Annotated in this window: 20 protein-coding genes; 11 read left to right on the top strand and 9 right to left on the bottom strand. The window is 65.1% G+C overall.

Annotation, left to right across the window (positions count from 1 at the left end; translation table 11 throughout):
* Positions 1-111 precede the first annotated feature (111 nt).
* Entirely contained in the window at positions 112-513 is a 402-nt protein-coding gene (locus F0185_RS18030) for a DUF3597 domain-containing protein (protein WP_167226687.1), read from the top strand.
* Between the two features lie 258 nt (positions 514-771).
* On the opposite strand, the gene ycaO is transcribed toward F0185_RS18030, so the two are convergent.
* Both ycaO and F0185_RS18020 read right to left on the bottom strand, forming a co-directional pair.
* Positions 772-2,478, bottom strand: a complete 1,707-nt coding sequence (gene ycaO, locus F0185_RS18025; RefSeq protein WP_167226685.1) for a 30S ribosomal protein S12 methylthiotransferase accessory factor YcaO — start codon at positions 2,476-2,478, stop codon at positions 772-774.
* A 181-nt stretch (positions 2,479-2,659) separates the two neighbouring features.
* Positions 2,660-3,307, bottom strand: a complete 648-nt coding sequence (locus F0185_RS18020) for a DUF642 domain-containing protein (protein ID WP_167226811.1) — start codon at positions 3,305-3,307, stop codon at positions 2,660-2,662.
* 228 nt (positions 3,308-3,535) lie between these two features.
* Here F0185_RS18020 and F0185_RS18015 point away from each other — a divergent pair, with 228 nt between their 5' ends.
* The gene (locus F0185_RS18015; protein WP_167226683.1) at positions 3,536-5,836 is read left to right on the top strand and encodes a sugar nucleotide-binding protein; all 2,301 of its coding nucleotides are present in this window, start codon (positions 3,536-3,538) and stop codon (positions 5,834-5,836) included.
* Between the two features lie 67 nt (positions 5,837-5,903).
* Here F0185_RS18015 and F0185_RS18010 read toward each other — a convergent pair whose 3' ends face one another.
* Positions 5,904-6,386, bottom strand: coding sequence for a T6SS effector amidase Tae4 family protein (locus tag F0185_RS18010; protein WP_167226681.1), 483 nt, complete (start codon positions 6,384-6,386; stop codon positions 5,904-5,906).
* Positions 6,387-6,619: 233 nt separating this feature from the next.
* Here F0185_RS18010 and F0185_RS18005 point away from each other — a divergent pair, with 233 nt between their 5' ends.
* On the top strand, positions 6,620-8,401 hold the full coding sequence (locus F0185_RS18005; protein WP_167226679.1) for a cation:proton antiporter domain-containing protein: 1,782 nt from the start codon (positions 6,620-6,622) through the stop codon (positions 8,399-8,401).
* Positions 8,398-9,138 (top strand): substrate-binding periplasmic protein, encoded by a 741-nt coding sequence (locus F0185_RS18000; RefSeq protein WP_167226677.1) that lies wholly within the window; start codon positions 8,398-8,400, stop codon positions 9,136-9,138. The genes F0185_RS18005 and F0185_RS18000 overlap by 4 nt, the downstream gene beginning before the upstream one ends.
* Positions 9,139-9,156: 18 nt before the next feature.
* On the opposite strand, the gene F0185_RS17995 is transcribed toward F0185_RS18000, so the two are convergent.
* Both F0185_RS17995 and F0185_RS17990 read right to left on the bottom strand, forming a co-directional pair.
* Entirely contained in the window at positions 9,157-10,773 is a 1,617-nt protein-coding gene (locus F0185_RS17995) for an NAD(P)-binding protein (RefSeq protein ID WP_167226675.1), read from the bottom strand.
* A complete protein-coding gene (locus tag F0185_RS17990) occupies positions 10,773-12,284 on the bottom strand; it encodes a polyamine aminopropyltransferase (protein WP_167226673.1) in 1,512 nt (503 codons plus the stop codon). Before F0185_RS17990 ends, F0185_RS17995 begins: the two co-directional genes overlap by 1 nt.
* A gap of 65 nt (positions 12,285-12,349) precedes the next feature.
* On the opposite strand from F0185_RS17990, the gene F0185_RS17985 reads away from it, so the two are divergent.
* From F0185_RS17985 to speD, 5 genes are read left to right on the top strand one after another with little or no spacing between them, the layout of a single operon-like run.
* Positions 12,350-12,736 carry a DUF350 domain-containing protein gene (locus F0185_RS17985; RefSeq protein ID WP_167226671.1) on the top strand — a complete coding sequence of 129 codons (387 nt, stop codon included), beginning with the start codon at positions 12,350-12,352 and terminating at the stop codon, positions 12,734-12,736.
* Between the two features lie 49 nt (positions 12,737-12,785).
* Entirely contained in the window at positions 12,786-13,832 is a 1,047-nt protein-coding gene (locus F0185_RS17980; RefSeq protein WP_167226668.1) for an SPFH domain-containing protein, read from the top strand.
* Positions 13,833-15,332: a DUF4178 domain-containing protein gene (locus tag F0185_RS17975; RefSeq protein ID WP_167226666.1), complete on the top strand. Its 1,500-nt coding sequence runs from the start codon at positions 13,833-13,835 to the stop codon at positions 15,330-15,332. It begins immediately after the preceding gene.
* Positions 15,329-15,517 (top strand): hypothetical protein, encoded by a 189-nt coding sequence (locus tag F0185_RS17970; protein WP_167226664.1) that lies wholly within the window; start codon positions 15,329-15,331, stop codon positions 15,515-15,517. The genes F0185_RS17975 and F0185_RS17970 overlap by 4 nt, the downstream gene beginning before the upstream one ends.
* A 2-nt stretch (positions 15,518-15,519) precedes the next feature.
* Positions 15,520-15,897 carry an adenosylmethionine decarboxylase gene (gene speD, locus F0185_RS17965; RefSeq protein ID WP_370664035.1) on the top strand — a complete coding sequence of 126 codons (378 nt, stop codon included), beginning with the start codon at positions 15,520-15,522 and terminating at the stop codon, positions 15,895-15,897.
* Here the strand turns inward: speD and F0185_RS17960 are convergent.
* From F0185_RS17960 to garD, 3 genes are read right to left on the bottom strand one after another with little or no spacing between them, the layout of a single operon-like run.
* The gene (locus tag F0185_RS17960; RefSeq protein ID WP_370664031.1) at positions 15,884-16,747 is read right to left on the bottom strand and encodes an aldose 1-epimerase; all 864 of its coding nucleotides are present in this window, start codon (positions 16,745-16,747) and stop codon (positions 15,884-15,886) included. The two genes, speD and F0185_RS17960, sit on opposite strands and share 14 nt — an antisense overlap.
* A gap of 13 nt (positions 16,748-16,760) precedes the next feature.
* The gene (locus F0185_RS17955; protein ID WP_167226660.1) at positions 16,761-17,567 is read right to left on the bottom strand and encodes an NAD-dependent epimerase/dehydratase family protein; all 807 of its coding nucleotides are present in this window, start codon (positions 17,565-17,567) and stop codon (positions 16,761-16,763) included.
* 2 nt (positions 17,568-17,569) lie between these two features.
* Positions 17,570-19,120, bottom strand: coding sequence for a galactarate dehydratase (gene garD / locus F0185_RS17950; RefSeq protein ID WP_167226658.1), 1,551 nt, complete (start codon positions 19,118-19,120; stop codon positions 17,570-17,572).
* Positions 19,121-19,360: 240 nt separating this feature from the next.
* Here garD and F0185_RS17945 point away from each other — a divergent pair, with 240 nt between their 5' ends.
* Together F0185_RS17945 and F0185_RS17940 are read left to right on the top strand one after the other, a co-directional pair.
* Complete coding sequence (locus F0185_RS17945; RefSeq protein WP_229477080.1) at positions 19,361-20,605, top strand: CaiB/BaiF CoA transferase family protein; 1,245 nt, start codon at positions 19,361-19,363, stop codon at positions 20,603-20,605.
* Positions 20,606-20,645: 40 nt separating this feature from the next.
* Complete coding sequence (locus tag F0185_RS17940; RefSeq protein WP_187362578.1) at positions 20,646-21,443, top strand: leucine-rich repeat domain-containing protein; 798 nt, start codon at positions 20,646-20,648, stop codon at positions 21,441-21,443.
* Between the two features lie 27 nt (positions 21,444-21,470).
* Here F0185_RS17940 and F0185_RS17935 read toward each other — a convergent pair whose 3' ends face one another.
* Positions 21,471-22,685, bottom strand: coding sequence for an MFS transporter (locus F0185_RS17935; RefSeq protein WP_167226656.1), 1,215 nt, complete (start codon positions 22,683-22,685; stop codon positions 21,471-21,473).
* Positions 22,686-22,691: the final 6 nt, after the last annotated feature.

Raw genomic sequence — 22,691 nt, 5'->3', positions numbered from 1 at the left:
GCGGCGTGCGCCTTGCAAGGCATCCGCTTCTGTTCGCTATAAATCACAATAATTTCTGCACACTTACTTAATCCGTTTCGATTCATTCACCAACAAAAAAAGAGGTATTACATGGGCATTCTCAGCAATATTTTCCACAAAATCTTCCCTTCGTCGCACCCGGCCGTCCAGCCTGGCGCCAACCCGGCGGCACCAGCCGCAGGCGCGGCCCCGGCCGCACCCGCAGCGGCGCCAGCTGCCGCACCGGCGGCGGCATTGGACCAGGTCGATGTGGAAGCCATTCTCAACGGCATGCCACAGAGCCAGAGCCTGAACTGGCGCACCTCCATCGTCGACCTGCTGAAACTGTTGAACCTGGACAGCAGCCTGCAGTCGCGCAAGCAACTGGCGGCCGAGCTCCACTTCACCGGCGACACCAGCGATTCGGCGTCGATGAATATCTGGCTGCACCGCCAGGTCATGAACAAGCTGGCGGCTAACGGCGGCAAGGTGCCGGCCGACCTGAAGGACTGATGACTAGCAGCCTGTCGAACTTGGGATCGTCGGCTGCAAAAATACCTGGGACGGTCCATATTTCGCCACTTTCTCGGCCAATAGCTCGCTATTGGCACTGCGAAATTGTCAAAATCTTGCCTCGCCCAGCTCTTTTTTCGCTTCGACTCCCCAAGTCCGACAGGCTGCCAGACGGGACTGCGGTCCCGCTCATCCCAGGACGAAAAAAAACGCCGCCGGGCGATCAACCCGGCGGCGTTTTTCGTTGGCGCTGACGATTTACACGAACAGCTTGTCGTAGGCGGCCAGCAAAGTCTGGTGCATGGCGCTGCCCTGCATGTCGGCGCCGAGCGTGTCCAGCCCGAAGAAACGCTCGCTACGGTCGAGCAAGGCCGCGGCCTGGCGCACGGTGTCTTCGCCGTACAGCAAGACCATCGAACGGCGGTAGTTATCCACGTCTTCCACGTTGAGCATGCTCTCGATGCAGCGGTACACGAGGCGGCGCGCCGGGGCCAGGTCCTTGAAGTGGTGGATCCAGTCGCAACCTTCGAGGATGCCGTCCTGATCGCCCACCGCCAGCGCCAGCAGCGTTTTCAGTTCGCCGATGCGCAACTGCTTCCACGGCGTGCCGAGCGGAATGGCCAGGCCCAGGATTTCCCACAGCGGACGCTCGTCGTTCACGTTCATGGTCTGCAAGTCTTCCAGCAAGGCTGCGCATTCTTCCGCGCTCAGGGTATCGAGGCGCACCAGCTTTGGACGGATCAGGTTGCCGATACTGTTGTTTTCCCACTCCAGGTCTTCCACCGGATAAATTTCGGAGAAGCCCGGCACCAGGATGCGGCAGCTGTACGCGCCCTGCTCGCTGAAATCGGCCACGTAGATATCCTTGCCTTCGCCATGGATGCAATCGACCAGCCAGTTGTAATCTTCTTCCGTGGTGGTGCTGAAGTTCCAGTCGACAAACGGGTAATCCGGCGTGTCGCCCATGAAATTCCAGCTGATCACACCGCTCGAATCGACGAAATGGATTTCCAGGTTAGCCACGGCGTTGATCTCGCTCATGTCGAAACCGGGTTCCGGGAAGCCTTCCAGCGAATCGAGCGCGCGGCCCTGCAGCAATTCGGTCATGGCGCGTTCCAGCGCGATCTCGAAGCGCGGGTGCGCGCCGTAGCTGGAGAACACGCCCTGGTCTTTCGGATGCACCAGGGTCACATTCATCACCGGATACTTGCCGCCGAGCGAAGCATCCTTGACCAGGATGCCGAAACCGGCGCGGCGCAAGCCATCGATGCCGGCCTTGATGTTCGGAAAGCGCGCCAACACCTCGTCCGGCACTTCCGGCAGGCACAAGCCTTCGCTGATGATGCGGTACTTGATCTGGCGCTCGAAAATTTCGGACAACGCCTGGCTGCGCGCTTCCATCATCGTATTGCCAGCGGCCATGCCGTTGCTGACATACAGGTTGCCGATGATATTAACCGGAATAAAAGTTTCGCTATCGTCACGCAAGCGCTTGTATGGCAGCGCGCAGATACCGCGTTCGACGTTACCCGAGTTCAAGTCGACCAGCACCTCGGCATCGATTTCGCTGTCGGGATTATAAAAGGCGTGCAGTTCCGGATTAAGCATCTCGGCCGGCCAGGCGCCGTCCGGCCCCGGCTTGAACCAGCGCTCCTGCGGATAATGCACGAAAGGACGATTGGCACGTGTTTCGCCGAGGTGAAAGTGGGTCCAGAAATAGTGGGTGCCGAGGCGTTCGAAGAATTCACCGTAGGCACTGGCGCGCGCGGCCAGCTCGGTCGCGCCCTTACCGTTCGAAAACAGCATCGGACAATCGTTATCCTTCATATGGGTCGACCAGATGCCGTCGACCTCATGCAGCAACGACGACTCGTTCAGATTAAAACCGCGCGCGGCCAGCTTGGCCTGCATGGTGTCGATGGTGGATTCGAGGGCGGCGTCTTTGCCTGGAATGAAGGTTTTCATGCGAATTCTCTGTTAGGTGGGGGCACTGCGAAAAAGGCGGAGGAAGTCGGTACGCATCATACAGCAACAAAAACGACAAGCGAACGACAACCGGGGTCAGAGCTTTAATTAGAAACATTTCTAATTAAAGCTCTGACCCCGGTTTGGCGCTGTTGAGCGCCGGAAACCTTGGAGGCGTGAGTTACGCTTTTTTGTTGCGGCGGGTGGTGAAACCGACTACTGCCAGGCCCAACAGGAACAGGGCGTAGGTTTCCGGCTCCGGTACCGGGGTCACTTCGACCGACACGGCATCGAGGTAGGAACCGTAGGTCGGCGACGAGCTCGGGCCAACCGATTCAAAACGCAGCTTGGTCAGCGCGCTGGTGGCGACCAGGTCGGTGATGTTGAAGAAGTTCCACTGGCCATTGGTGCCGCCCATCAGCAGCGAATCGTTCAACTTGGTGTCGCCCCAGTACACATTCATCGCGCTGTTGGCGCCGCCGGCGGTGTCCGGACGACCCGAGTAGGCGAACGAGACCGAGTACAGGCCGGCTGTCGAGGTGTCGATCATTTGCCACACCGAGCTCAGGCCGGTGCTGTTCAGTTCCAGGTACTGGCGGCCATTGGCTGCGTACGGATTGAAACCGGACTCGCCGCCCTGCTTGGCGCCTTTTTGGATTTCGAAAACGCCGTTGCTCGAGGTCCAGCCGTTGACTGCGTTGAATTGCTGCCACGAACCGGACGACTTGTTGATTTCGAAGCTGCCATTGGTAACGAGTTCAGCGCGGGCTGCGCCGCTGACGAGCATGGCGGCGGCGAACAAGCCGCTCAGAAGTGTTGTGAATTTCATGAATATCCTGAATTGTTGGATTAAGAGTAACTGTTGTTACGTAATTGATAGCGAATCATATCATTGATCCATATCATCTTTGTACACCGTTAACAAAAATTTCCTATCCGCCAGCAATTTCGCGTTGTTTTTTGCCATCGCGGCCAGGCTCGCGCATCAACAAACTGAACTTTTCCACGGCGCCGGATATCTAATTTTCCAGATTGCTTAAATGTTATGAGTGACCCTATGCAAACAACTGACAGCGATGCAGCATGCCAGCCGCTTGCCCTCTGGGGCGGGCTCGAATGCACGCTCAACCGCGTGCGCGAAAACTACTTCAGCCAGTTGGAAAGGAATGGACATCACGGCCGCGCCGACGACGTGGCCCGCTTTGCCTCACTGGGGATCAGCCAGATCCGCTACCCGCTGCTGTGGGAGCGGGTGGCGCCCGACGGCCTGGCCAGCGCCGACTGGCGCTGGTGCGACCAGCGCCTGCAAGCCTTGCGCGAGGCCGGCGTCACCCCCATCGCCGGGCTGGTACACCACGGCAGCGGCCCGCGCCATACTTGCCTGACCGACCCGGCCTTCGCCACCGGGCTGGCGGAATACGCCGGCGCCGTGGCCGCGCGCTACCCGTGGATCACCGACTACACCCCGGTCAACGAACCGCTGACCACGGCGCGTTTTTCCGGCCTGTACGGGCTGTGGTACCCGCACGGCCGCGACGACTGCAGTTTCCTGCGCGCGCTGCTGATCCAGTGCCGCGCCACCGTGCTGGCGATGCGCGCCATCCGGCGGGTCAACCCGCAGGCCCGCCTGATCCAGACCGACGACCTCGGCAAAACCTACAGCACCCCCGCCATGGCCCGCTGCGCCACCTTCTACAACGAGCGGCGCTGGCTGGCCTGGGACCTGCTGTGCGGCAAAGTCGACCCCGGACACGCCTTGTGGGGCTACCTGACCGGCCACGGGGCCGATCCGGCCGGGCTGCTCTGGTTCCGCGACAATCCCTGTCCGCCCGACATCATCGGCGTCAATTACTACGTCACCAGCGAGCGCTGGCTCGACCACCGGGTCGAGCGCTACCCGGCGCATTTTCGCGGCGACGCCAATGGCGTGCCCTGCGCCGACATCGAAACCGCGCGCGCCCTGGCCACGCCCACGCCCGGCATCGGCCCGCTCCTGCAAGAAATCTGGGACCGCTACGGCATTGCGCTGGCGGTGACCGAAGCGCACATCGACGCCAACCGCGAAGACCAGCTGCGCTGGCTGCTGGAAGTATGGGAAGCCGGGCAACAAGCGCGGCGCAACGGAGTCGACCTGCGCGCCGTCACCGTTTGGGCCTTGCTCGGCTCGTTCGACTGGAACTGCCTGGTGACCGCCTGCCGTGGCTACTACGAACCGGGGCCGTTCGACGTGCGCTCGCCGCTGCCGCGTCCCACCGCGCTGGCGGCCATGATGCGCGAACTGGCCGCCGGGCTCGCGCCCACCCATCCGGTGCTGCGCGGCCAGGGCTGGTGGCGGCGCGCCGGGCGCTGCCTGTGCCCGCCCGTGGCCACGCCCGAAGCGCCGACCTCGATCACGGCCGACGGGCACAGCCTGGTCGGCACGGCGTCCGCCCCGATCCTGATCGCCGGCGCCACCGGCACCCTGGGGCGCGCCTTCGCCCGCATCTGCGCGCGCCGCAACCTGGCTTACCGGTTGCTCAGCCGCCAGCAAATGGACATCGCCGACCCCGTCTCGGTGGAGCGCGCCATGCAGCGCTACCAGCCCTGGGCCGTCATCAACGCCAGCGGCTACGTGCGGGTGGACGAAGCCGAGAACGATGTCGAACGCTGCTTTCGCGACAACGTGGCCGGCCCGGCGGTGCTTGCCGCCGCCTGCGCGCGCCACCGGGTGCACCTGACCACCTTTTCCAGCGACCTGGTGTTCGACGGCCGCCAGCAATGCCCGTACGTGGAAAGCGACAACGTCACGCCGATCAATATCTACGGCAAAAGCAAGGCCGCCGCCGAGCGCGCCGTCCTCGAGCGGCAACCGGGGGCGCTGGTGGTGCGCACCAGCTCCTTCTTCGGCCCCTGGGACAGCCACAATTTCGTGACCCAGGCGCTGGCCAGCCTGGAAAGCGGCGCCCCGTTCGCGGCCGCCAGCGACATCACGGTCACGCCGACCTACGTGCCCGACCTGGTCAACGCCTGCCTCGACCTGGCCATCGACAAGGAAAGCGGGCTGTGGCACCTGACCAACGGCGACCCGCTCACCTGGGCCGAGCTGGCCGGCAAGGCGGCGCGCCAGGCCGGGGTCGACGCCAGCCGGCTCGAAGCGCAGCCGGGGGCCGCCTGCCGCTACCTGGCCCCGCGCCCGGCCTACAGCGCGCTGCACACCGAGCGCGGCATGCTCATGCCGGGCCTGGACGACGCGCTCACCCGCTTTTTGCAGCTGCGTGGCGAACAGGCGCGCGGCGACAATATCGAACTGGCGCAGCCGATTCACTGCACCGATACGCGCCGGCAAGCCGAGACCGGGAGGCGCCAGCAAGCGAGCTGAACAAAGCGCAAGGCTGGGCTTGGCCTGGCCGGGCCTGTCCGGGCCTGTCCGGGCCGGGCCAGGCCGGCTAATCGAGCGGCCAGAACCAGATTTCCTGGGCTTGCCAGTAGCATTCGGTGCCGCAGGCCGGGCTGCCGTCCGCGTTCGGGTCCGGATAAACGATATCGATATGGCCTTCGTCCGGCCCGTCGCCGTCCTGGATGCGCCAGAACGACACGATCCCGCTGCGCTTGCCGATGGCCTGGCGCGCCTGGCCGCCGCGATAAATTTCCGGCAGGCCGAGCAGGTTACGGCGTTGCAGCAGGATCGACAGGCGCGCATGGCCGGGTTCGACCAGGCTGCCCTTGTACTCGCCCTTGAGAATGGCCAGGCGACCCGGCAGGCGCATGCCCGCGCGCACCAGCGCCAGGCTGATCCGGGTGGCGCAGGTATTCTGGTACGCCGTCACGCCGATCAGGGCATCCCAGCCGATCGCCTTGTACAGCGCGCTGCGGTCGCTGGACGCGCGGCTGGGGTAATTGGTGCGGACGGCAAAAAACGAAGGCTTCATACAGACACTCCGATCAGGCGGCAGGTCCATCATCTTGCCTCGCGGATACAATCAAGCTATTGCGCGGTCGCAAGGCAAAGCCAAGCCGCTGACCGGCATGCGGCGCAGCCGCGCCAAGGGCGACCGTGCGCGGCGGCCCATCTTTCGGCCGGCCACAGGCATAAACGCCCGCCACGCCGCACCCCCTGTTATAAAATGGCAAGCGCGACCAACCACACGACAGGCCCCACCCCGTGCAAGAGCAACACGCCTTCCCCTTCCTGCGGGAAATCCTCCTGTTCCTCTCGTTGGCGGGCATCCTGATTCCCACCCTGCAACGCCTGCGCATCAACCAGGTGCTCGGATTCCTGGCCGTGGGCGCCCTGCTCGGCCCGTTCGGCCTCGGCCTGTTCGCCGACACCCATCCCTGGCTGGCCTACCTCACCTTCCCGCGCGCCGAAGGCGTGGTCGCGCTGGCCGAGCTGGGCGTCATGTTCCTGATGTTCATGATCGGCCTGGAACTGTCAGCCGCCCGCCTGTGGTCGCTGCGGCGCTGGGTGTTCGGCGCCGGCACGGCCCAGGTCTGCATCAGCGCCGGCCTGCTCGGCACGGCCATCTGGCTGCTCGGCTACCGCACGGAGAGCGCTGTCATCCTCGGCATGGTGCTCTCGCTCTCCTCGACCGCCGTGGTCATGCAACTGATGAACGAGCAGCACAGCACCAACACCCCGCTCGGCCAGGCCGGTTTTTCCATCCTCATGCTGCAAGACCTGGCCGTGGTGCCGCTGCTGATCCTGATCGGCGTCATGGCCAAGGGCGAGTCCGACGGCATCGTCTCGCTGGTGGCCATCACCATGGTCAAGGCGGCCGCCGCCATCGCCCTGATCTACCTGGTCGGCGGGCGCCTGATCCATCCCTTGTTCCGCATCTTCACGCGCCATCGCCAGCCCGACGTGTTCATGGCGCTGGTGCTGCTCACGACCCTCGGCATCGCCGGCCTGAGCGCGGCGGCCGGCCTGTCGATGGCGCTCGGCGCCCTGATCGCCGGCCTGCTGCTGGCCGAAACCGAATTCAAGCACGAAGTCGAGCTGATGGTCGAGCCTTTCAAGGGCTTGTTGATGGGCCTGTTCTTCATGACGGTCGGCATGGGCATGGACGCGCGCCAGGTCATCGATGCGCCGCTGTGGCTGGCCGCCGCCGTGTTCGGCCTGATCGCCATCAAGGCGCTGGTGATCGCCGTGCTGTTCCGCATCGGCGGCTTGAGCTGGGGACGCGCGCTCGAAGGCGGCCTGCTGCTCGGCCAGGGCGGCGAATTCGCCTTCATCGTGATCGGCTACGCCACTGCCAGCAAACTGGTCGACGCCGACCTGGGCGCGCGCGTCATGCTCGCCGTGGGCCTGTCCCTGTTCGTCACGCCCATGCTGGCGCGCCTCGGGCGCGAAATCGGCACGCGCTGGGAGCCGCGCGGCGACGAGCAAGCGGCCACGCCCGACCAGGCGGCCCTTAGCGCCGCGCGCGGCCACATCATCATCGCCGGTTTCGGGCGCGTCGGCCAGCAACTGGCCAAGCTGCTCACCGCCGAAGGCATCGGCTACATCGCGTTTGAAAACGATGCGCGCCTGGCCACCAAGATGCACGGCCAGGGCTTGCCGGTCTACTTCGGCAATGCCGCGCGCGCCGAGCTGCTGCGCCACGTGAACGCCGGCGAGTCGCCCGCGATCGTGCTCACGATGGACCATCCGGCGTCGGCCCTGCACGCGGTGCGCGGCATCCGGCGCGAATTTCCCGACGTGCCGCTCCTGGTGCGCTCGCGCGACGAACAGCATGCGCGCGCGCTCAAACGCGCCGGCGCCACCATCGTCGTGCCCGAAACGCTGGAGGCGAGCCTGCAACTGTCCGCCTTCGTGCTCGAAGCGCTCGGCATGGACGAAGAGCGGGTCGACCGCATCGTCGACGGTGAACGCGACCTGTTCCTGGCCACGCTCGACGCCGAAGTGCACGCCCTCAAGCGCGACCAGACGGTATCGACATCATGAAAAACCCGGTCGCGGCGCTGGCGGTCCTGTGCGCGCTGCTGCTGGCAAACAGCGCGCCGGCCCAGGAGGTCACCGTCTACACCAGCGCCAGTTTCGCGCCGCTGATGCTGGCCGACGGGCGCGGCATGTATCCGGACCTGATCGACTACCTGAACGAGCGCAAGCTGGGCACCTTCACTTTCCGGCTGCGCTACATGCCGCGCAAGCGCCTGCAGGTCAAGCTGGAAGACGGCAGCATCGACGGCATGGTGATCGGCATGATGCCGGAATGGTTCGACGACGTGGAGCAGAAAAAATACCTGTGGTCGGTACCCTTCGCCACCGACCGTTACGCGCTGGTGTCGCTGGCGGCAAAGCCGGTCAGCCCGGACGCGCCGGCCGGCCTGGTGGGCGCCTCGGTCGGCATCACGCGCGGCTACCACTATCCCGGCATCGACGCCTGGCTGGACAGCTCGCGCATGCTGCGCAGCGAAGGGCCGAGCGACGAGAAAAACCTCGAAAAGCTGCTGCTTGGCCGGCTCGACTGCGTCGTCGTGGCAGAATCGATGGCGCGCTACTTCATGCGCGCGAACGGCATGACGGCCAGGCTGCACCTGGTCACCCTGGCCAGCGCGCCCACCGAACGGCGCATGCTGGCGCCGCGCAGCCAGGCCGCCGCTTTCGACAAAGTCGCGCCGGTGCTCAAGAAACTCAAGAACGATCCGGCCTGGCAGCGCATCGTCGCCACTTATCAGTAAACAGCGAGCAGTAAGCGCCTATTTCAACACCTTCAGCGCGGCTTGCACGCCCCACCACGCGGCCTCCTCGAACACCGAAAAGCCCGACAGGTCGGCGTGCGCGAACACGATCGGTCCATCCGCTTCGCGCAACGCCGCCAGGCCCGCATTGCTGCGAAAGCCGGGCAGCGGCGCCGCCATCGCATGCCCGCGCAGGGTAATCTCGACCCGCTCGACGCAGGCCGCGAACTTCCAGCCGTAGGCGCTGGCCAGGTCGGCGCCGGCCAGCGCCACCAGTTCGGCGCCGCTGGCGCTCATCATCCATTTACGCGCCGCCGCGGGCGTGCGGTCCGACAGCGCCACGTAGGCCGAAAACACGGTCTTCCCGGGCGGCGTGACGCGGATATCCTGGTGGGTAGAGACCACGTAGCCCAGGCCCGGCTCCTGGCACACCACGTTGTCCCAGGCCAGCGGCGCGTGCGGCAGCTCGCGCGGGAAATCCTTCATGAGGAAGTTCGCCACCAGCCATGGCGCGTACGATGGGGTGTGGCGTTTCGGGTCGAAGCCATAGGCGCCGATGTCCTCGACCACGCGCGCTGCCACGTACAGCGGCATCGCGCAAATCGCCTTGCGCGCCCGTACCAGATAGCTGCGCGCCACGCCGCCGTCGAGCGTGAAGCACAGCGCTTCTACGCCAACCCCGCCCGCCCCGCTGCGCTTGAGCGAGACGGCGCTGCCGGGGCGGCGCCGCACGCCCGACGCGGCGGCCAGCTTGTCGGCGACGGCCTGCATCCCGCCCGGCCAGGTCAGCCAGGCGCCGTTGCCGGCGTTGGCCGCCTGTCCGCCGCGGCTGGCAAAATAATGCAGCCCGGCCCATGCCGACACCTGGTCGTAACGGGTGCCGTAGTCGTCGCGGCAGCAGTAGTTCAGGTACCAGAGCAGGGTCGGCGAGCGGTAGCCCTGCTGGTCCAGCCACGCCTTGAACGTGATGCGGTCGAGCGGGTCGAAGGCCGGGTCGCGCGACGAGGACACGCTCGGGAACACGAACGCGCGCTGTCCGTCGCTGCCGCGCAGTGTGCGCAGGCGCTCGACCTCGGCGAAAAAACGTGCGTGCTCGGCGCGCTCTTGCGCGCTCACGCCGTCGGTCGGAATCAAGCCTTCCTGCCAGCGGCCGTTGAACAACACGCGCTCCGCGGGACCATGCAGGATGACGCGCTCGTCGTAGTAAGGCTTTTCGCCGTACGGGTCGCGCGCAATGATCCCGAGGTCGAACAGGATGTCGCGCACATGCACCGATTCGGGCGACGGCAGCGGCAGGTAATAGCCCCCGGTCGGATACGCCAGTTCGCCAAAATGGCCGCCGGCGGCGTTGCCGAACGGCTGCGGACCGTCGATCATCAGGACCTTGCGCTGGCCTTCGCGCCCGAGCTTCCAGGCCGCGCTCAGGCCGGCGATGCCCGAGCCGAGGATGACGATGTCAGTCTCGATCACCTGGCCTGGCGCCGGCAGCGCGCCGCCCTCGCGCAAGAAATGGCCTTCGGCGCGGCCCGGAGAATGCACGGCCGGCGTCATTTCCAGCCATTGCCGGAACAACCCCGCGCTGGCCGCCGCGGCTCCCGCGCCGCCGGCCAGCGCCAAAAAGGTGCGCCGGTCCATCAGCGGATCACCCGGCGCCAGTCCTGGCCGAATTCGTGCACCAGCGACTGCGTATTGAGCCGGTTCGGCGCCATGTCCAGGCGCTGCATGTCGGGCGGGAAGGCGAACATCTCGCGCGTGGTCGCTTCGTTCAGGTAGCGCATCGGCAGCCGGTAGCTGGTCGGCGGCACATAGTCATGCTCGGGCGAGGCCATGATGAAGCCCCATTCGCCGAACGAGGGCACGTAGGCATGGTACGGCCAGGTGCGCATGCCGACCTCGCGCAGGGTGGCGTCGATGGTCCAGTAGGCGTGCGGCGCAAAGAAGGGCGAGGTCGATTGCACCACCATCAGCCCCTTGGCCGCCACGTGTTTTTGCAGCATGCCGTAGAACGGCACCGAATACAGCTTGCCGAGCGCGAAGCTGGACGGATCGGGGAAGTCGACGATGGCCGCGTCGAACATCTCGTCCGTGTTTTGCAGCCAGATCGCGGCGTCGGCGTTGATGACCTTCACGCGCGGGTCGGAGAACGCGCCGCCATTAAGCTTGACCAGCTCCGGGCGGGTGGTGAAGGCCTGCGTCATGGCCGGGTCCAGGTCGACCACGGTGACCTGCCTGACGTTCGGGTAGCGCAGCACTTCGCGCAGCGCCAGGCCGTCGCCGCCGCCGAGCACCAGCACCTTGCGCGCCCACGGCAAGGCTTGCAGCGCCGGATGGACCAGCGCTTCGTGGTAGCGGTATTCGTCGCGCGAAGAAAACTGCAGGTTGCCGTTGATGTACAGGCGCGTGTCGTCCTTCCAGCGCGTGATCACCAGGCGCTGGTACGGGGTGTTGGTGGAGTACAGGATCTGGTCGCCGAACAGGCCATGCTCGCCCCACTGCACCATGCGGTCCGACAGGGCAAAGCCGATCACCAGCGCGAACATGACGAACGAGGCGCGCAGCACGCGCCCGCCGACGTCGCTCAGTTCGGCGCGGAACGCGTACAGGGTCCAGAAGGCGACGCCGACATTGAGCATGCCGAACAAGAAGCCGGTGCGCACCAGCCCCACGTAGGGCGCCAGCACCAGCGGGAACAGCAGCGACACCGCCAGCGCGCCCAGGTAGTCGAACGTCAGCACGCGGCTGACCAGGTCATTGAAGGCGGTGTCGCGCGCGTTCAGGGCGCGCATCACCAGCGGCACTTCCATCCCGACCAGGGCGCCGACCATGAACACCAGCACATACAAGAGGGTGCGAAAGGGCGCCGTCATCCACGAAAACGTCATGAACAGCAGCGCCGCCGAGACGCCGCCGACCAGGCCCACGGCCAGCTCGATGTCGATAAAGCGCGACAGCACATCCTCTTCGGCCACGTACTTGGAAAAGTGCGCCCCCACGCCCATCGCGAACAGGTAGCAACCGATGATGGTGGAGAACTGGAGGATCGAATCGCCCAGCAAATAGCTCGACAAGGCGCCGGCAATGAGTTCGTAGGCCAGCCCGCAGGAGGCCACCACAAACACGGACAGTATCAAAATTCTTTTGGTCATCTGGTCTTTTTTGCTCTAAGATCGTCGTGCGCTGCCAATACGACCATCTTTCAGGGGGAAACTTCGTGCCCGCCATCCTAAACTATCTGCTCTACCTTGCAACAGCGGTTGCGCTGGTGATGGCGTTTTTTGTCATCTACACGCGCATGACGCCTTACGACGAAGTGGCCCTGATCCGCGGCGGCAACCACGCCGCCGCGCTGGCGCTGGGCGGCGCCCTGATCGGTTTTTCGCTGACGATCTGCTCGGCCATGCTGCATACCCGCGACTACTATCAGTTCCTGGCCTGGGCGGCCGGCGCCATGCTGGTCCAGGTGCTGGTGTACTACGTCACCACGCGCCTGCTGAAAATGGCCTCCGAACAGATCGAAGCCGACAATTCAGCCTTCGGCGGCCTGCTCGGCGCCATCGCGATCTCGGTGGGCCTGGTCAACGCCGGCGCCGTGTCCTGACCCGCCCTCCCCGCCCCCGCTTAACAACGCATTCCTACCGGAGACCGACATGTCCCTTGGCTCATTCATCAGAAAACAGTTCATCGACGTCCTGCAATGGAACGAAGAGAACGATGGCGTGCTGGCATGGCGCTTTCCCATGCAAGACTTCGAAATCCAGAACGGCGCCATCCTCAACGTGCGCGAGTCGCAGATGGCGCTGTTCGTCAACGAAGGCAAGATCGCCGACGTCTTCGGTCCCGGCACCCACACGCTGACCACCAATACGCTGCCGCTGCTGACCAACCTGAAAAACTGGGACAAGTTCTTCGATTCGCCCTTCAAGTCGGACGTGTATTTCTTCAGCACGCGCGTGCAGACCGGCCGCAAATGGGGCACGCCGCAGCCGATCACGATCCGCGACGCCGACTTCGACATGATCCGCGTGCGCGCCTTCGGCATGTACTCGTACCGCGTGGCCGACCCGCGCCTGTTCTTCACCGAAATCAGCGGCACGCGCGAAGTCTACACGCGCGACGAGGTCGAAGACCAGTTGCGCGGCATCCTGATGGCCAGCATGGCCAGTTCGCTCGGCAGCGCCAAAGTCGCCTTCCTCGACATGGCCGCCAACCAGGCGCTGATGGCGCAGCAGGTCAAGGGCGACCTGTACATCGCCTTCGCGCGCTACGGCGTGGTGCTCGACGAATTCAACGTCGCCAGCGTCAGCCTGCCGGAAGAACTGCAGGCCGCGCTCGACGAACGCATCTCGGCCGGCATGAAGGGTGGCCTGTCGGGCGAGAAGATGGGCGGGTTCACGCAATTCCAGGTGGCCACCAGCATTCCGCTGGCGGCGCAGAACGAAGGCGGCCTGGCCGGCCTCGGCGCGGGCCTGGGCGCCGGCGCGATGCTGGGCCACGCCATGGCGCAAGGCATGAGCGGCTCGCTGATCCCGCAGGTGCCGCCGGCGCCGACCGCGCCCTTGCAGGCGCCCGTGCCGCAGGTCGACCCGATCGAAGAGCGCCTGACGAAACTGAAGGGATTGCTCGACAAGGGGCTGATCTCGCAAGACGACTACAACGGCACCAAGACGGAGCTGCTCAAACAACTGCTCGGCTAAATGCACATTGTCTCCTGCCCCAGCTGCGGCGCCGAAGTCCGGTTCAAATCGCACGCCGCCGTCATGGCGGTGTGCGAGTTTTGTCGCGCCACCCTGCTCAAGGATGCCGACGCCGTCAAGAACCTGGGCACCATGTCGTCCGTGCTGGAAGACTATTCGCCGATCCAGGTCGGCACCAGCGGCGTCGCCGGCGGGCGCCATTTCACGGTGGTCGGGCGCATCCAGCTGCGCTATGCCAGGGGCTTGTGGAACGAGTGGTACGTGCTGTACGACGACGGCAGCAACGCCTGGCTGGGCGACTTTTCGGGCCTGTTCACCCTCACCAGCGTGCGCGCGGTCACGCTCGCCCTGCCCGGATTCAACGCCATCGGCGTGGCCCAAACCTGCCAGATCGACGGGGAGCGCTGGCTGGCGTCGGAAAAACGCAGCGGCGAATGCATCGCCGGCCAGGGCGAGCTGCCGTTCCGGGTTGGCGAAGGCTGGCGCATCAGGGTGGCCGACTTTCGCAGCGGCCCGCGCTTTCTCACGCTCGACTACACCGATGGCGACGTGCCGGTGGTGTACACCGGGGTCGCGGTCACCTTGGCCGAGATGCGCTGCCAGCTGCTGCGCGACGATGAACAGATCCGCGCCAGCGCCGGCAAATACCGCGGCAAGGTCGACGCCCTCGACTGCCCTTCGTGCGGCAGCACCATCAGCTACCTGCCGGGGGTGGCGACCAACCTGGTTTGCCCGGCCTGCAAGGCGCAGCTCGACGCCGCCGGACCCGAAGCGCGGGTGCTGGCGGCCGGCGACAAAGTCGCGCGCATGCGCACCACGATCGAGATCGGCGCGAAGGCCAACATCGGCGGCAGCCAGTGCACCGTGATCGGCGCCATGACCTGCGAGGCGGACGATGGGGAAAGCTGGACCCAGTATCTGCTCTACAGCACGCGCGCCAGTTTTTTCTGGCTGGTCGAAAGCGTCGATGGCTGGCATCGGGCCGACGTCATGAGCCATTGGCCGGCGTGGCATGCGGACCAACCCGATGTGGCCCTGGCCGACAAGGTCGAGTACAACAAGTCGGCCGATTACATGGCGCGGGTAGTGGCCGCCGCGGGCGCCTTCAACTGGCGCGTGCAGGCCGGCGACCGGACCCGCACGATGGAATTCAAATACGGCAAAACCACCCTGGCGGCCGAGGTCACCGACGAGGAGATGACCTGGTCGCGCTCCAAGCCCCTGGCTACCGACCAGGTGATGGCCTGGTTCGACGACCCGGTCAAGAAAGCCAGGCCGCCCGGCGCGCCGCGGGTCCCCGCCACGCCCAGGAACGCGCCACCCGCGCGCGGGGCGCCGCTGTCGAACATCCTGTTCAAGTTTTTCTTGTGGCTGCTCGGATTGAACCTGATTCCGCTGCTGGTCAACTTCGGCACGTCGGCGCTGTTCCTGCTGGTGGGGCTGGCGGCCATTTTCCTGCCGGCGGCATTTACCCGCATCGCCAACAAGGATGAGCAATGAACGAACGCTATTTACTGTACGCGATCGCGGTGACGGTGCTCACGACCATCATCATCTGGGTCGCGATGTTCGATTCCATGTCCAACACGCACTCCGGTCACGGCGGCAATCGCGGTAGCAGCGGCAGCAGCTGGAGTTCGAACAGCGGCAGTTCCGGCGGCGGTTCCGGCGGCGGGCACAAATGACGATGGCCGCACATCGCCCGGCTGGCATTCATCTGCTGGCCGATTTCCATGGCGTTGATCCGGCGCTGTTGACGACCAGCGCCGATATCGATGCGCTGCTGCGCGCCGGCGCGCAAGCGGCCGGGGCGCGCATCTTGCACAGCCATTTTCATAGTTTTGGCGAGGCGATGGGGGTGACCGGCGTGCTGCTGCTGGCCGAGTCGCACATCTCGATCCATACCTGGCCGGAGTACGGCTTTGCGGCGGCCGATATTTTCATGTGCGGGGACGCGCAGCCGCAGCTGGCCTTGCGGGTGATCGAGCTGGCGTTAAAGCCCGCGTCGCGCGTGGTGCAGACCATCGAACGCGGCGTGGCGCAAGTGGCAATCAAGTTACCGTAAAGCTGAAGGTGCGGCGCAGCCGCTGCCCCGGCGCCAGGATCGTCAAGCCATGCCTGGCAGGCCCGCCCGCCATGTTGTGCGCGTCGATCAGGTGGTCGACCGGCTCGAAGCAGAAAAAATCCCCACCGGCCGGTGCGTACACAATGTAATACCCGCAGTCTGCCGCTATCGACAGCGTCAGGCCATTCTCCGGCCAGCGAATGCGCGCCTTGCCATCCCAGCCTTCGAAGACATTGTCGACCGGGCCTTGCGGGAGCGCGCGCTCAACCGCGAACGACCACGCATCCGGCATCGCCTGCGCATGCGACGGCAGTTTATCCGCGCCGGCCATCCACACGCTGCGCGCAACCGCCTGCAAGGTGGTGCCGGGACTGCGCGGCATCCACGGATGCAAACCCAAACCGAACGGCAGCGCCAGCACGCCGGTGTTGGTGACCTCCAGCGTCACCACCAGCGCATTGCCGCGCAAGGCGTAGTCGAGCGAGGCGCGGTACGAAAACGGCAGGCCGTCGCGGCGCTCGAGCATCAGCAGCACCTGGCTGGCCGACTGGAACGCCACCGTCCACGGCCGCTGCCAGCCTTCGCCATGAATCGGAAACGGATCGCCCTCGCGGTTCGGCGCGATGTCGTAACGCTCGCCGCCATACGAAAAACCACCGGCCATGCGGTTCGACCATGGCACCAGCGGAAAGCAGGCCAGCTGGTTCGGTCGCGGCGCGCCGCCGCCCGCGCCGCCGGCGTACGGGCGCAGCACCGGCACCGGCGCGCCAGCGCCGATCCAGTCCAGGCGCGACAAGGCGCCGCCGACACCCGGAAGGATCTCGGCGGAGAGCTGCGCGCTGCGCAGCACCAGCGGGGCCAGGCTAGTTATACTGCGGCCCGGTCAGCAAGAAGCCGCCACCCTGGTAGGTGATGGTGATGTCGTCGGCCGGCGCGTAGCTGCCGCCGAAGGGGAACTTGTGTTCGAACTGGGTCGAGCTGTCCTTGGCCACGAATCCGAGATGGCGCGAATGACGGTCGTCCCACCATTTTGCCTTGTTGTCCGACACGCCGAACGCAATGGTGTGGCCCACGCGCGCGGCAAACAGCGAGCAGCGCAGCGCTTCGACCAGGTCGTCCAGGCTCAGGTAGGTAATCATCATGCGCGGGTTGGCCGGCTCCGGGAAGCACGAACCGATGCGCAGGCATACGGTTTCGATGCCGAAGCGGTCGAAGTAGTAGCGCGACAGCGATTCGCCGAACACCTTGCTCACGCCGTACATGCCGTCAGGGCGCGGCGGCATGTCGGCGTCGACCAGGTCGGTGGTCTTGTAGTAGCCCATCGTGTGGTTCGAGCTGGCGAACACCACCCGCTTGACGCCGCACTTGTGGATCGCTTCGTACAGGTTGGCCGTGCCGAGGATATTGGCCTGCATGATCGCGTCGAATGGCGCTTCGGTCGAAATCCCGCCGAAGTGCAGTACCGCGTCCACGCCTTCCATCAGCGCCAGCACGGCGGCTTTGTCGGCCAGGTCGCACTGCACGACTTCTTCGCCTTCGCCGGCCGGGCCGACATCGGCCAGGTCGGACAGGCGCACGATGTCGGCCCACGGTTTGATGCGCTCGCGCAGCTGGCGTCCGAGGCCGCCGGCGGCGCCGGTCAGCAAAATGCGTTTGAAGGGTTTGCTCATAATCAGGTCACCGGTGCAGGATTGAAAAGGGTCAGGGCGTTATGCAGCTTCCAGTGTTCGGCCCAGGTCTTGCTGCCGCTGGCCACGTCGAGCATCAGCTTGAACAACTCCCAGCCGACGTCTTCGATGCTCGCTTCGCCGCTGGCGATACGGCCCGCGTTCACGTCCATCAGGTCGTGCCAGCGGCGCGCCAGGTCGTTGCGCGTGGCCACTTTGATCACCGGGCATTCGGCCAGGCCGTACGGCGTGCCGCGCCCCGTGGTAAACACATGGATATTCATTCCCGCCGCCAGCTGCAAGGTGCCGCAGATGAAGTCACTGGCGGGGGTGGCTGCGTAGATCAGCCCTTTCTGTTTGAGTTTTTCGCCGGGCGAGAGCACGCCGGTGATCGCGGACGACCCCGACTTGACGATCGACCCCATCGCCTTTTCGACGATGTTCGACAGCCCGCCCTTCTTGTTACCCGGCGTGGTGTTGGCGCTGCGGTCGACGCCGCCGCGCGTCAGGTAGGCATCGTACCAGGCCATTTCGCGGATCATGGCCTCGGCCACGTCGGCGTTGGCGGCGCGCGAGGTCAGTTGATCGATCCCGTCGCGCACTTCCGTCACTTCCGAAAACATCACGCTGGCGCCGGCGCGCACCAGCAAATCGGTTGCGTAGCCGACCGCCGGATTGGCCGTCACGCCCGAAAACGCATCGCTGCCGCCGCACTGCACGCCGACCACCAGGTCGGATGCCGGGCAGGTTTCGCGCCGGCGCAGGTTGAGCGCCTTGAGCTGCACTTCCGCGGTGCGCATGATCGAATCGATCATCGACTGAAAGCCCACGTGGCCGTCGTCCTGCAGGCACACGTGCGCGGGGTCGGCGCCACTCAGGATCGGGATCGAGCCTTTCGGGAACAGGCGCGCCGGCTGCAGTTTTTCGCAGCCCAGGCTGACCACCATCGCCTGACCGCCGAAGTTCGGGTTCTGGGTGATGTTGCGCAAGGTGCGGATCGGGATCTCGGCGCCCGGCGCATCGATCGCCACGCCGCAGCCATAGGTGTGTTCGAGTCCGACCACGTCGTCCACGTTCGGGTAGTGCGGCAGCAGTTCGCTCTTGATGCGCTTGACCGCGTGTTCGACCACGCCGGAGACGCATTGCACGGTGGTGGTAATGGCCAGGATATTGCGTGTTCCCACCGAGCCGTCGGCATTCTTGAAGCCCTGGAAGGTGTAGCCTTCCAGGGGCTCCATGACGGGGGCGGCGCGGGTGGCGATCGGCAAGCCTTCGAGTTCGCGCGCGGCCGGCATGCGCAGCACCGCTTCCGAAATCCAGCTGCCTTTCGGCAGCGCGCGGGCGGCAAAGCCGATCGTCACGTTATAGCGCGTCACCGGGTCGCCCTCGGCGAAATCGCCCAGGGCGACCTTGTGCCCCTGCGGCACCGCGTCGACCAGCACCAGCCCGTCGGGAAACACCGTCCCCGCCGGCAAGCCGCCATCGTTGACCACGATGGCCACGTTGTCGGCCGCGTGCATGCGAATATGGAGCGGGGTTTTTTCCGGTGTCGTCATTTTTGGTCGCCTTGTCTGCCCGTACCCGCATGAGCCCGGAAATTGCGGGCGCCATTGCGGTCGGTTTCGCTAAGTATGCCAGCAAACTCCAAAATCGGCTAGTCCAATTCAAGTTATTGGTCTGACCAATTTAACTTTTCATCACAAAATGGCCAGGGCGGTCCGGCCGCGTTCCACGCTTGGCCGCAGCGGCGCGCAAGCCGATATAATTGCTGCCTGATTTGCAACAAGGCAGACACAATGACTCAAGCATTTTCGGGCATGCCCAAGGCGCTCGGCCACATCCGCGTACTCGATCTGTCGCGCGTGCTGGCCGGTCCCTGGTGCTCCCAGAACCTGGCCGATCTCGGCGCCGATGTGATCAAGATCGAACGACCCGGCGTGGGCGACGACACGCGCGCCTGGGGGCCACCGTACGCGCGCGACGCCGACGGCAACGACACCAGCGAGGCCGCCTACTTCCTGACTGCGAACCGGGGCAAGCGTTCCGTCACGGTCGATATTGCCACGCCCGAGGGCCAGACACTGATTCGCGACCTGGCGCGCGAAGCCGACGTGGTGCTGGAAAACTACAAGGTCGGCCAGCTGAAACGCTACGGGCTCGATTACGACAGCCTGAAAGACATCAAGCCGGACCTGGTGTACTGCTCGGTGACCGGCTTCGGGCAGGACGGGCCGTATGCGCACCGGGCCGGCTACGACTTCCTGATCCAGGGCATGGGCGGGCTGATGTCGGTCACCGGCGAGCGTGACGACCTGCCCGGCGGCGGGCCGCAAAAAGCCGGCGTGGCGCTGACCGACCTGATGACCGGCATGTACGCCACCGTGGCGGTACTGGCCGCGCTGACGCACCGCGACCGCACGGGGCAAGGCCAGTACATCGACATGGCGCTGCTCGATACCCAGGTGGCGATGCTGGCCAATGTGGGCAGCAATTACCTTAACAGCGGCAAGGCGCCCAAGCGCTGGGGCAATGCGCATGCCAACATCGTGCCGTACCAGACGTTTGCCTGCGCGGACGGACATATCATCGTCGCGACCGGGAACGACGGGCAGTACCGCAAGTTCGTGGAAGCGGGCGGACGTGATGATTTGCTGACCGACCCGCGCTTTGCCACCAATCCGCTGCGCGTGCAGCACCGCGATGTGCTGGTGCCGCTGCTGGCGCAGATGGTCAAAACGCGCACGCGCGACGAGTGGATTGCGCAGCTGGAGGCGGTTGGAGTGCCGTGCGGGCCGATCAACGATGTCGGCGAAGTGTTCGAGAACGAGCAGGTGAAAGCGCGCGGCGTGGCCATCGAGATGGATCATCCGGCGGCGGGCAAGGTGAAGTTGGTGCGCAGCCCGATGAAAATGTCGCTCACACCCGCGCAGGCCGACTTGCCGCCGCCGATGCTGGGGCAGCATACCGATGAAGTGCTGCGCGATCTGCTGGGGCGCAGCGAAGAAGAGATTGCGGCCTTGCGGGCAAAAGGCGCAATCTGATTCGCTGTCGCCCTGTTGTTCAACCCCGAAAGCACATGCCATGAAATTCAACCGCTACATCTCCCGGATCGACAATGAGGTCCAAGACCGGTCTTCCGATGCCTGGAAGGCGCTGTGCCGCTATATCGATGAAATCGACGCGAGCGGTGCGGACGAATTCGCGCCGCGCGAGGCACTCGGGCCCGAACTGTACGCCGGCATTTTTACGCTGCCGGAATCGATCGGCAAGTTAAAGCGCGTCACCAAGGTGCATCTCTACGGTAGCAAGCTCAAGCGCATTCCACCGGAAATCGGCGACATGACGGCGTTGACGCACTTCGACGTCTACACCTCGTATGGCTTGCAGTGGTTTCCGTATGAACTGACGCGCTGCAAAAACCTGGTCAACAGCCGGGTCAGCACTCGTGCCCTGTATGGGAACTACAAGCACCGCCTGCATTTTCCGCAACTGAACGGCAATCCGGTCCGCTATCACGGCGACACGGTCAAGTGCAGTGTGTGCGGGACCGAAACCGGCTACGACAACATCCTGCAGCTCTGGATCAGCTTAAAAGTCGGCACCGACGTGTTTCCGATGCTGGTCAACTCCTGTTCCAGGCAGTGCTCGGAGTCCTTGCCCACGCCGCATCACAACTACGTACAGCAGGCGCACCGTGGCGGCAGGTCGATTGCACAGCCGCCCGACGAAAATGCAAGGTGGCAGTTGGAACAGCTTCAGGCCAAGGAGGAACCGGTGCCAGTGCCGGTGCAGCCCCGCGCCGCCGGCGACGCCGTGGAGCCAACACCAACGCCCAAGCTCCCCTTGCTCAAACCGATATGGAAAATCTGGGAGAGGTAAGCACCTGCCTACCCACCATCGGCGCGCTTACGCTGCCTTCAGACCGGCCGCCTCGATCGGCGCCAGTCCGCGCAGCCGCAGCGCCATCGCCAGGGCCAGGCCGAGGGCCAGCGCCAGCATCGCCACCACACCATTCCAGCCGGCCGCGCTCCACACGATCCCCGATACCGAGCCGATGACGCTCGATCCGATATAGTAGAAGAACAGGTACATGGCCGACGCCAGCGCCTGCGGCGCCCTCGCCCGCCGGCCGACCCAGCTGCTGGTCACCGAGTGGGTCCCGAAAAACCCGAACGTAAACATACTCATCCCCGCCAGAATCAACAGCAGATGGCTGGACAAGGTGAGCAGCAGACCGGCCAGCATGATCACCGTCACCATCCACAGCACATTGCGCCGGCCGATGCGGTCGGCCAGCCGGCCGGCCCACACGGAACTGAACATCCCGATCAGATACAGCACCGACATGGCCCCCACCGCGCTCTGGCTCAGGTTAAACGGCGCGGCCAGCATGCGGTAGCCGATGTAGTTATACAGGCTCACGAACACGCCCATCACCAGGAAACCCAGCGCGAACAGCCACGGCATGCCGTCGTCGCGCAGATGCGTGCGGGCGCCTTCCAGCAAGCCGCGCACTCCCGGCTTGCCGCCCCTGAAATTGTGCGACTCGGGCAAGCTGCGCGCAAACTCCCAGGCCGCGTACAAGCCGGCGGCGCCCATCGCGCCGAGCGCCAGGCGCCATGAATAATGGTCGCTCACAAACGAGGCGATCACCCGGCCCGCCATGCCACCGAGCGCGGTGCCGCTGATGTAGAGGCCCATCGACAGCCCGAGCGACGGCCCTTCGATTTCTTCGCTCAGGTAGGCCATAGCCACCGCCGGCATGCCGCCCAGCGAAAACCCGAGCAAGGCGCGCAGCACCAGCAGTTGTGCGTAGTTCTGGGCGACGGCGGTCAGCAGCGTGAACACGGCGGCGCCGACCAGCGCGAAGGTCATGAGTTTTTTACGGCCGATGCGGTCCGACAGCGCGCCGCTGATCACCAGCGACACCGCTAGTGCCAAAGTGGCGATCGACAGCGACCAACTGCTTTGCGCCGGCGTGAGCGCGAACTGGTGCGCCAGCAGCGGCATGAGCGGCTGCACGCAATACAGGAGCGCGAAAGCGGAAAAGCCGCCGCACAGCATGGCGCGGTTGATGCGCTTGAAAGCGGGGGAAGCGGCGGTAACGGCGCTGGAAGGCATGATGGA

Origin of the sequence: Massilia rubra (genome assembly GCF_011682065.1) — a bacterium.
Taxonomy (GTDB): Bacteria; Pseudomonadota; Gammaproteobacteria; order Burkholderiales; family Burkholderiaceae_D; genus Telluria_A; species Telluria_A rubra.
Note: the sequence above shows the minus strand (reverse complement) of the source record. Positions and strands in the feature narration are given on the sequence as shown.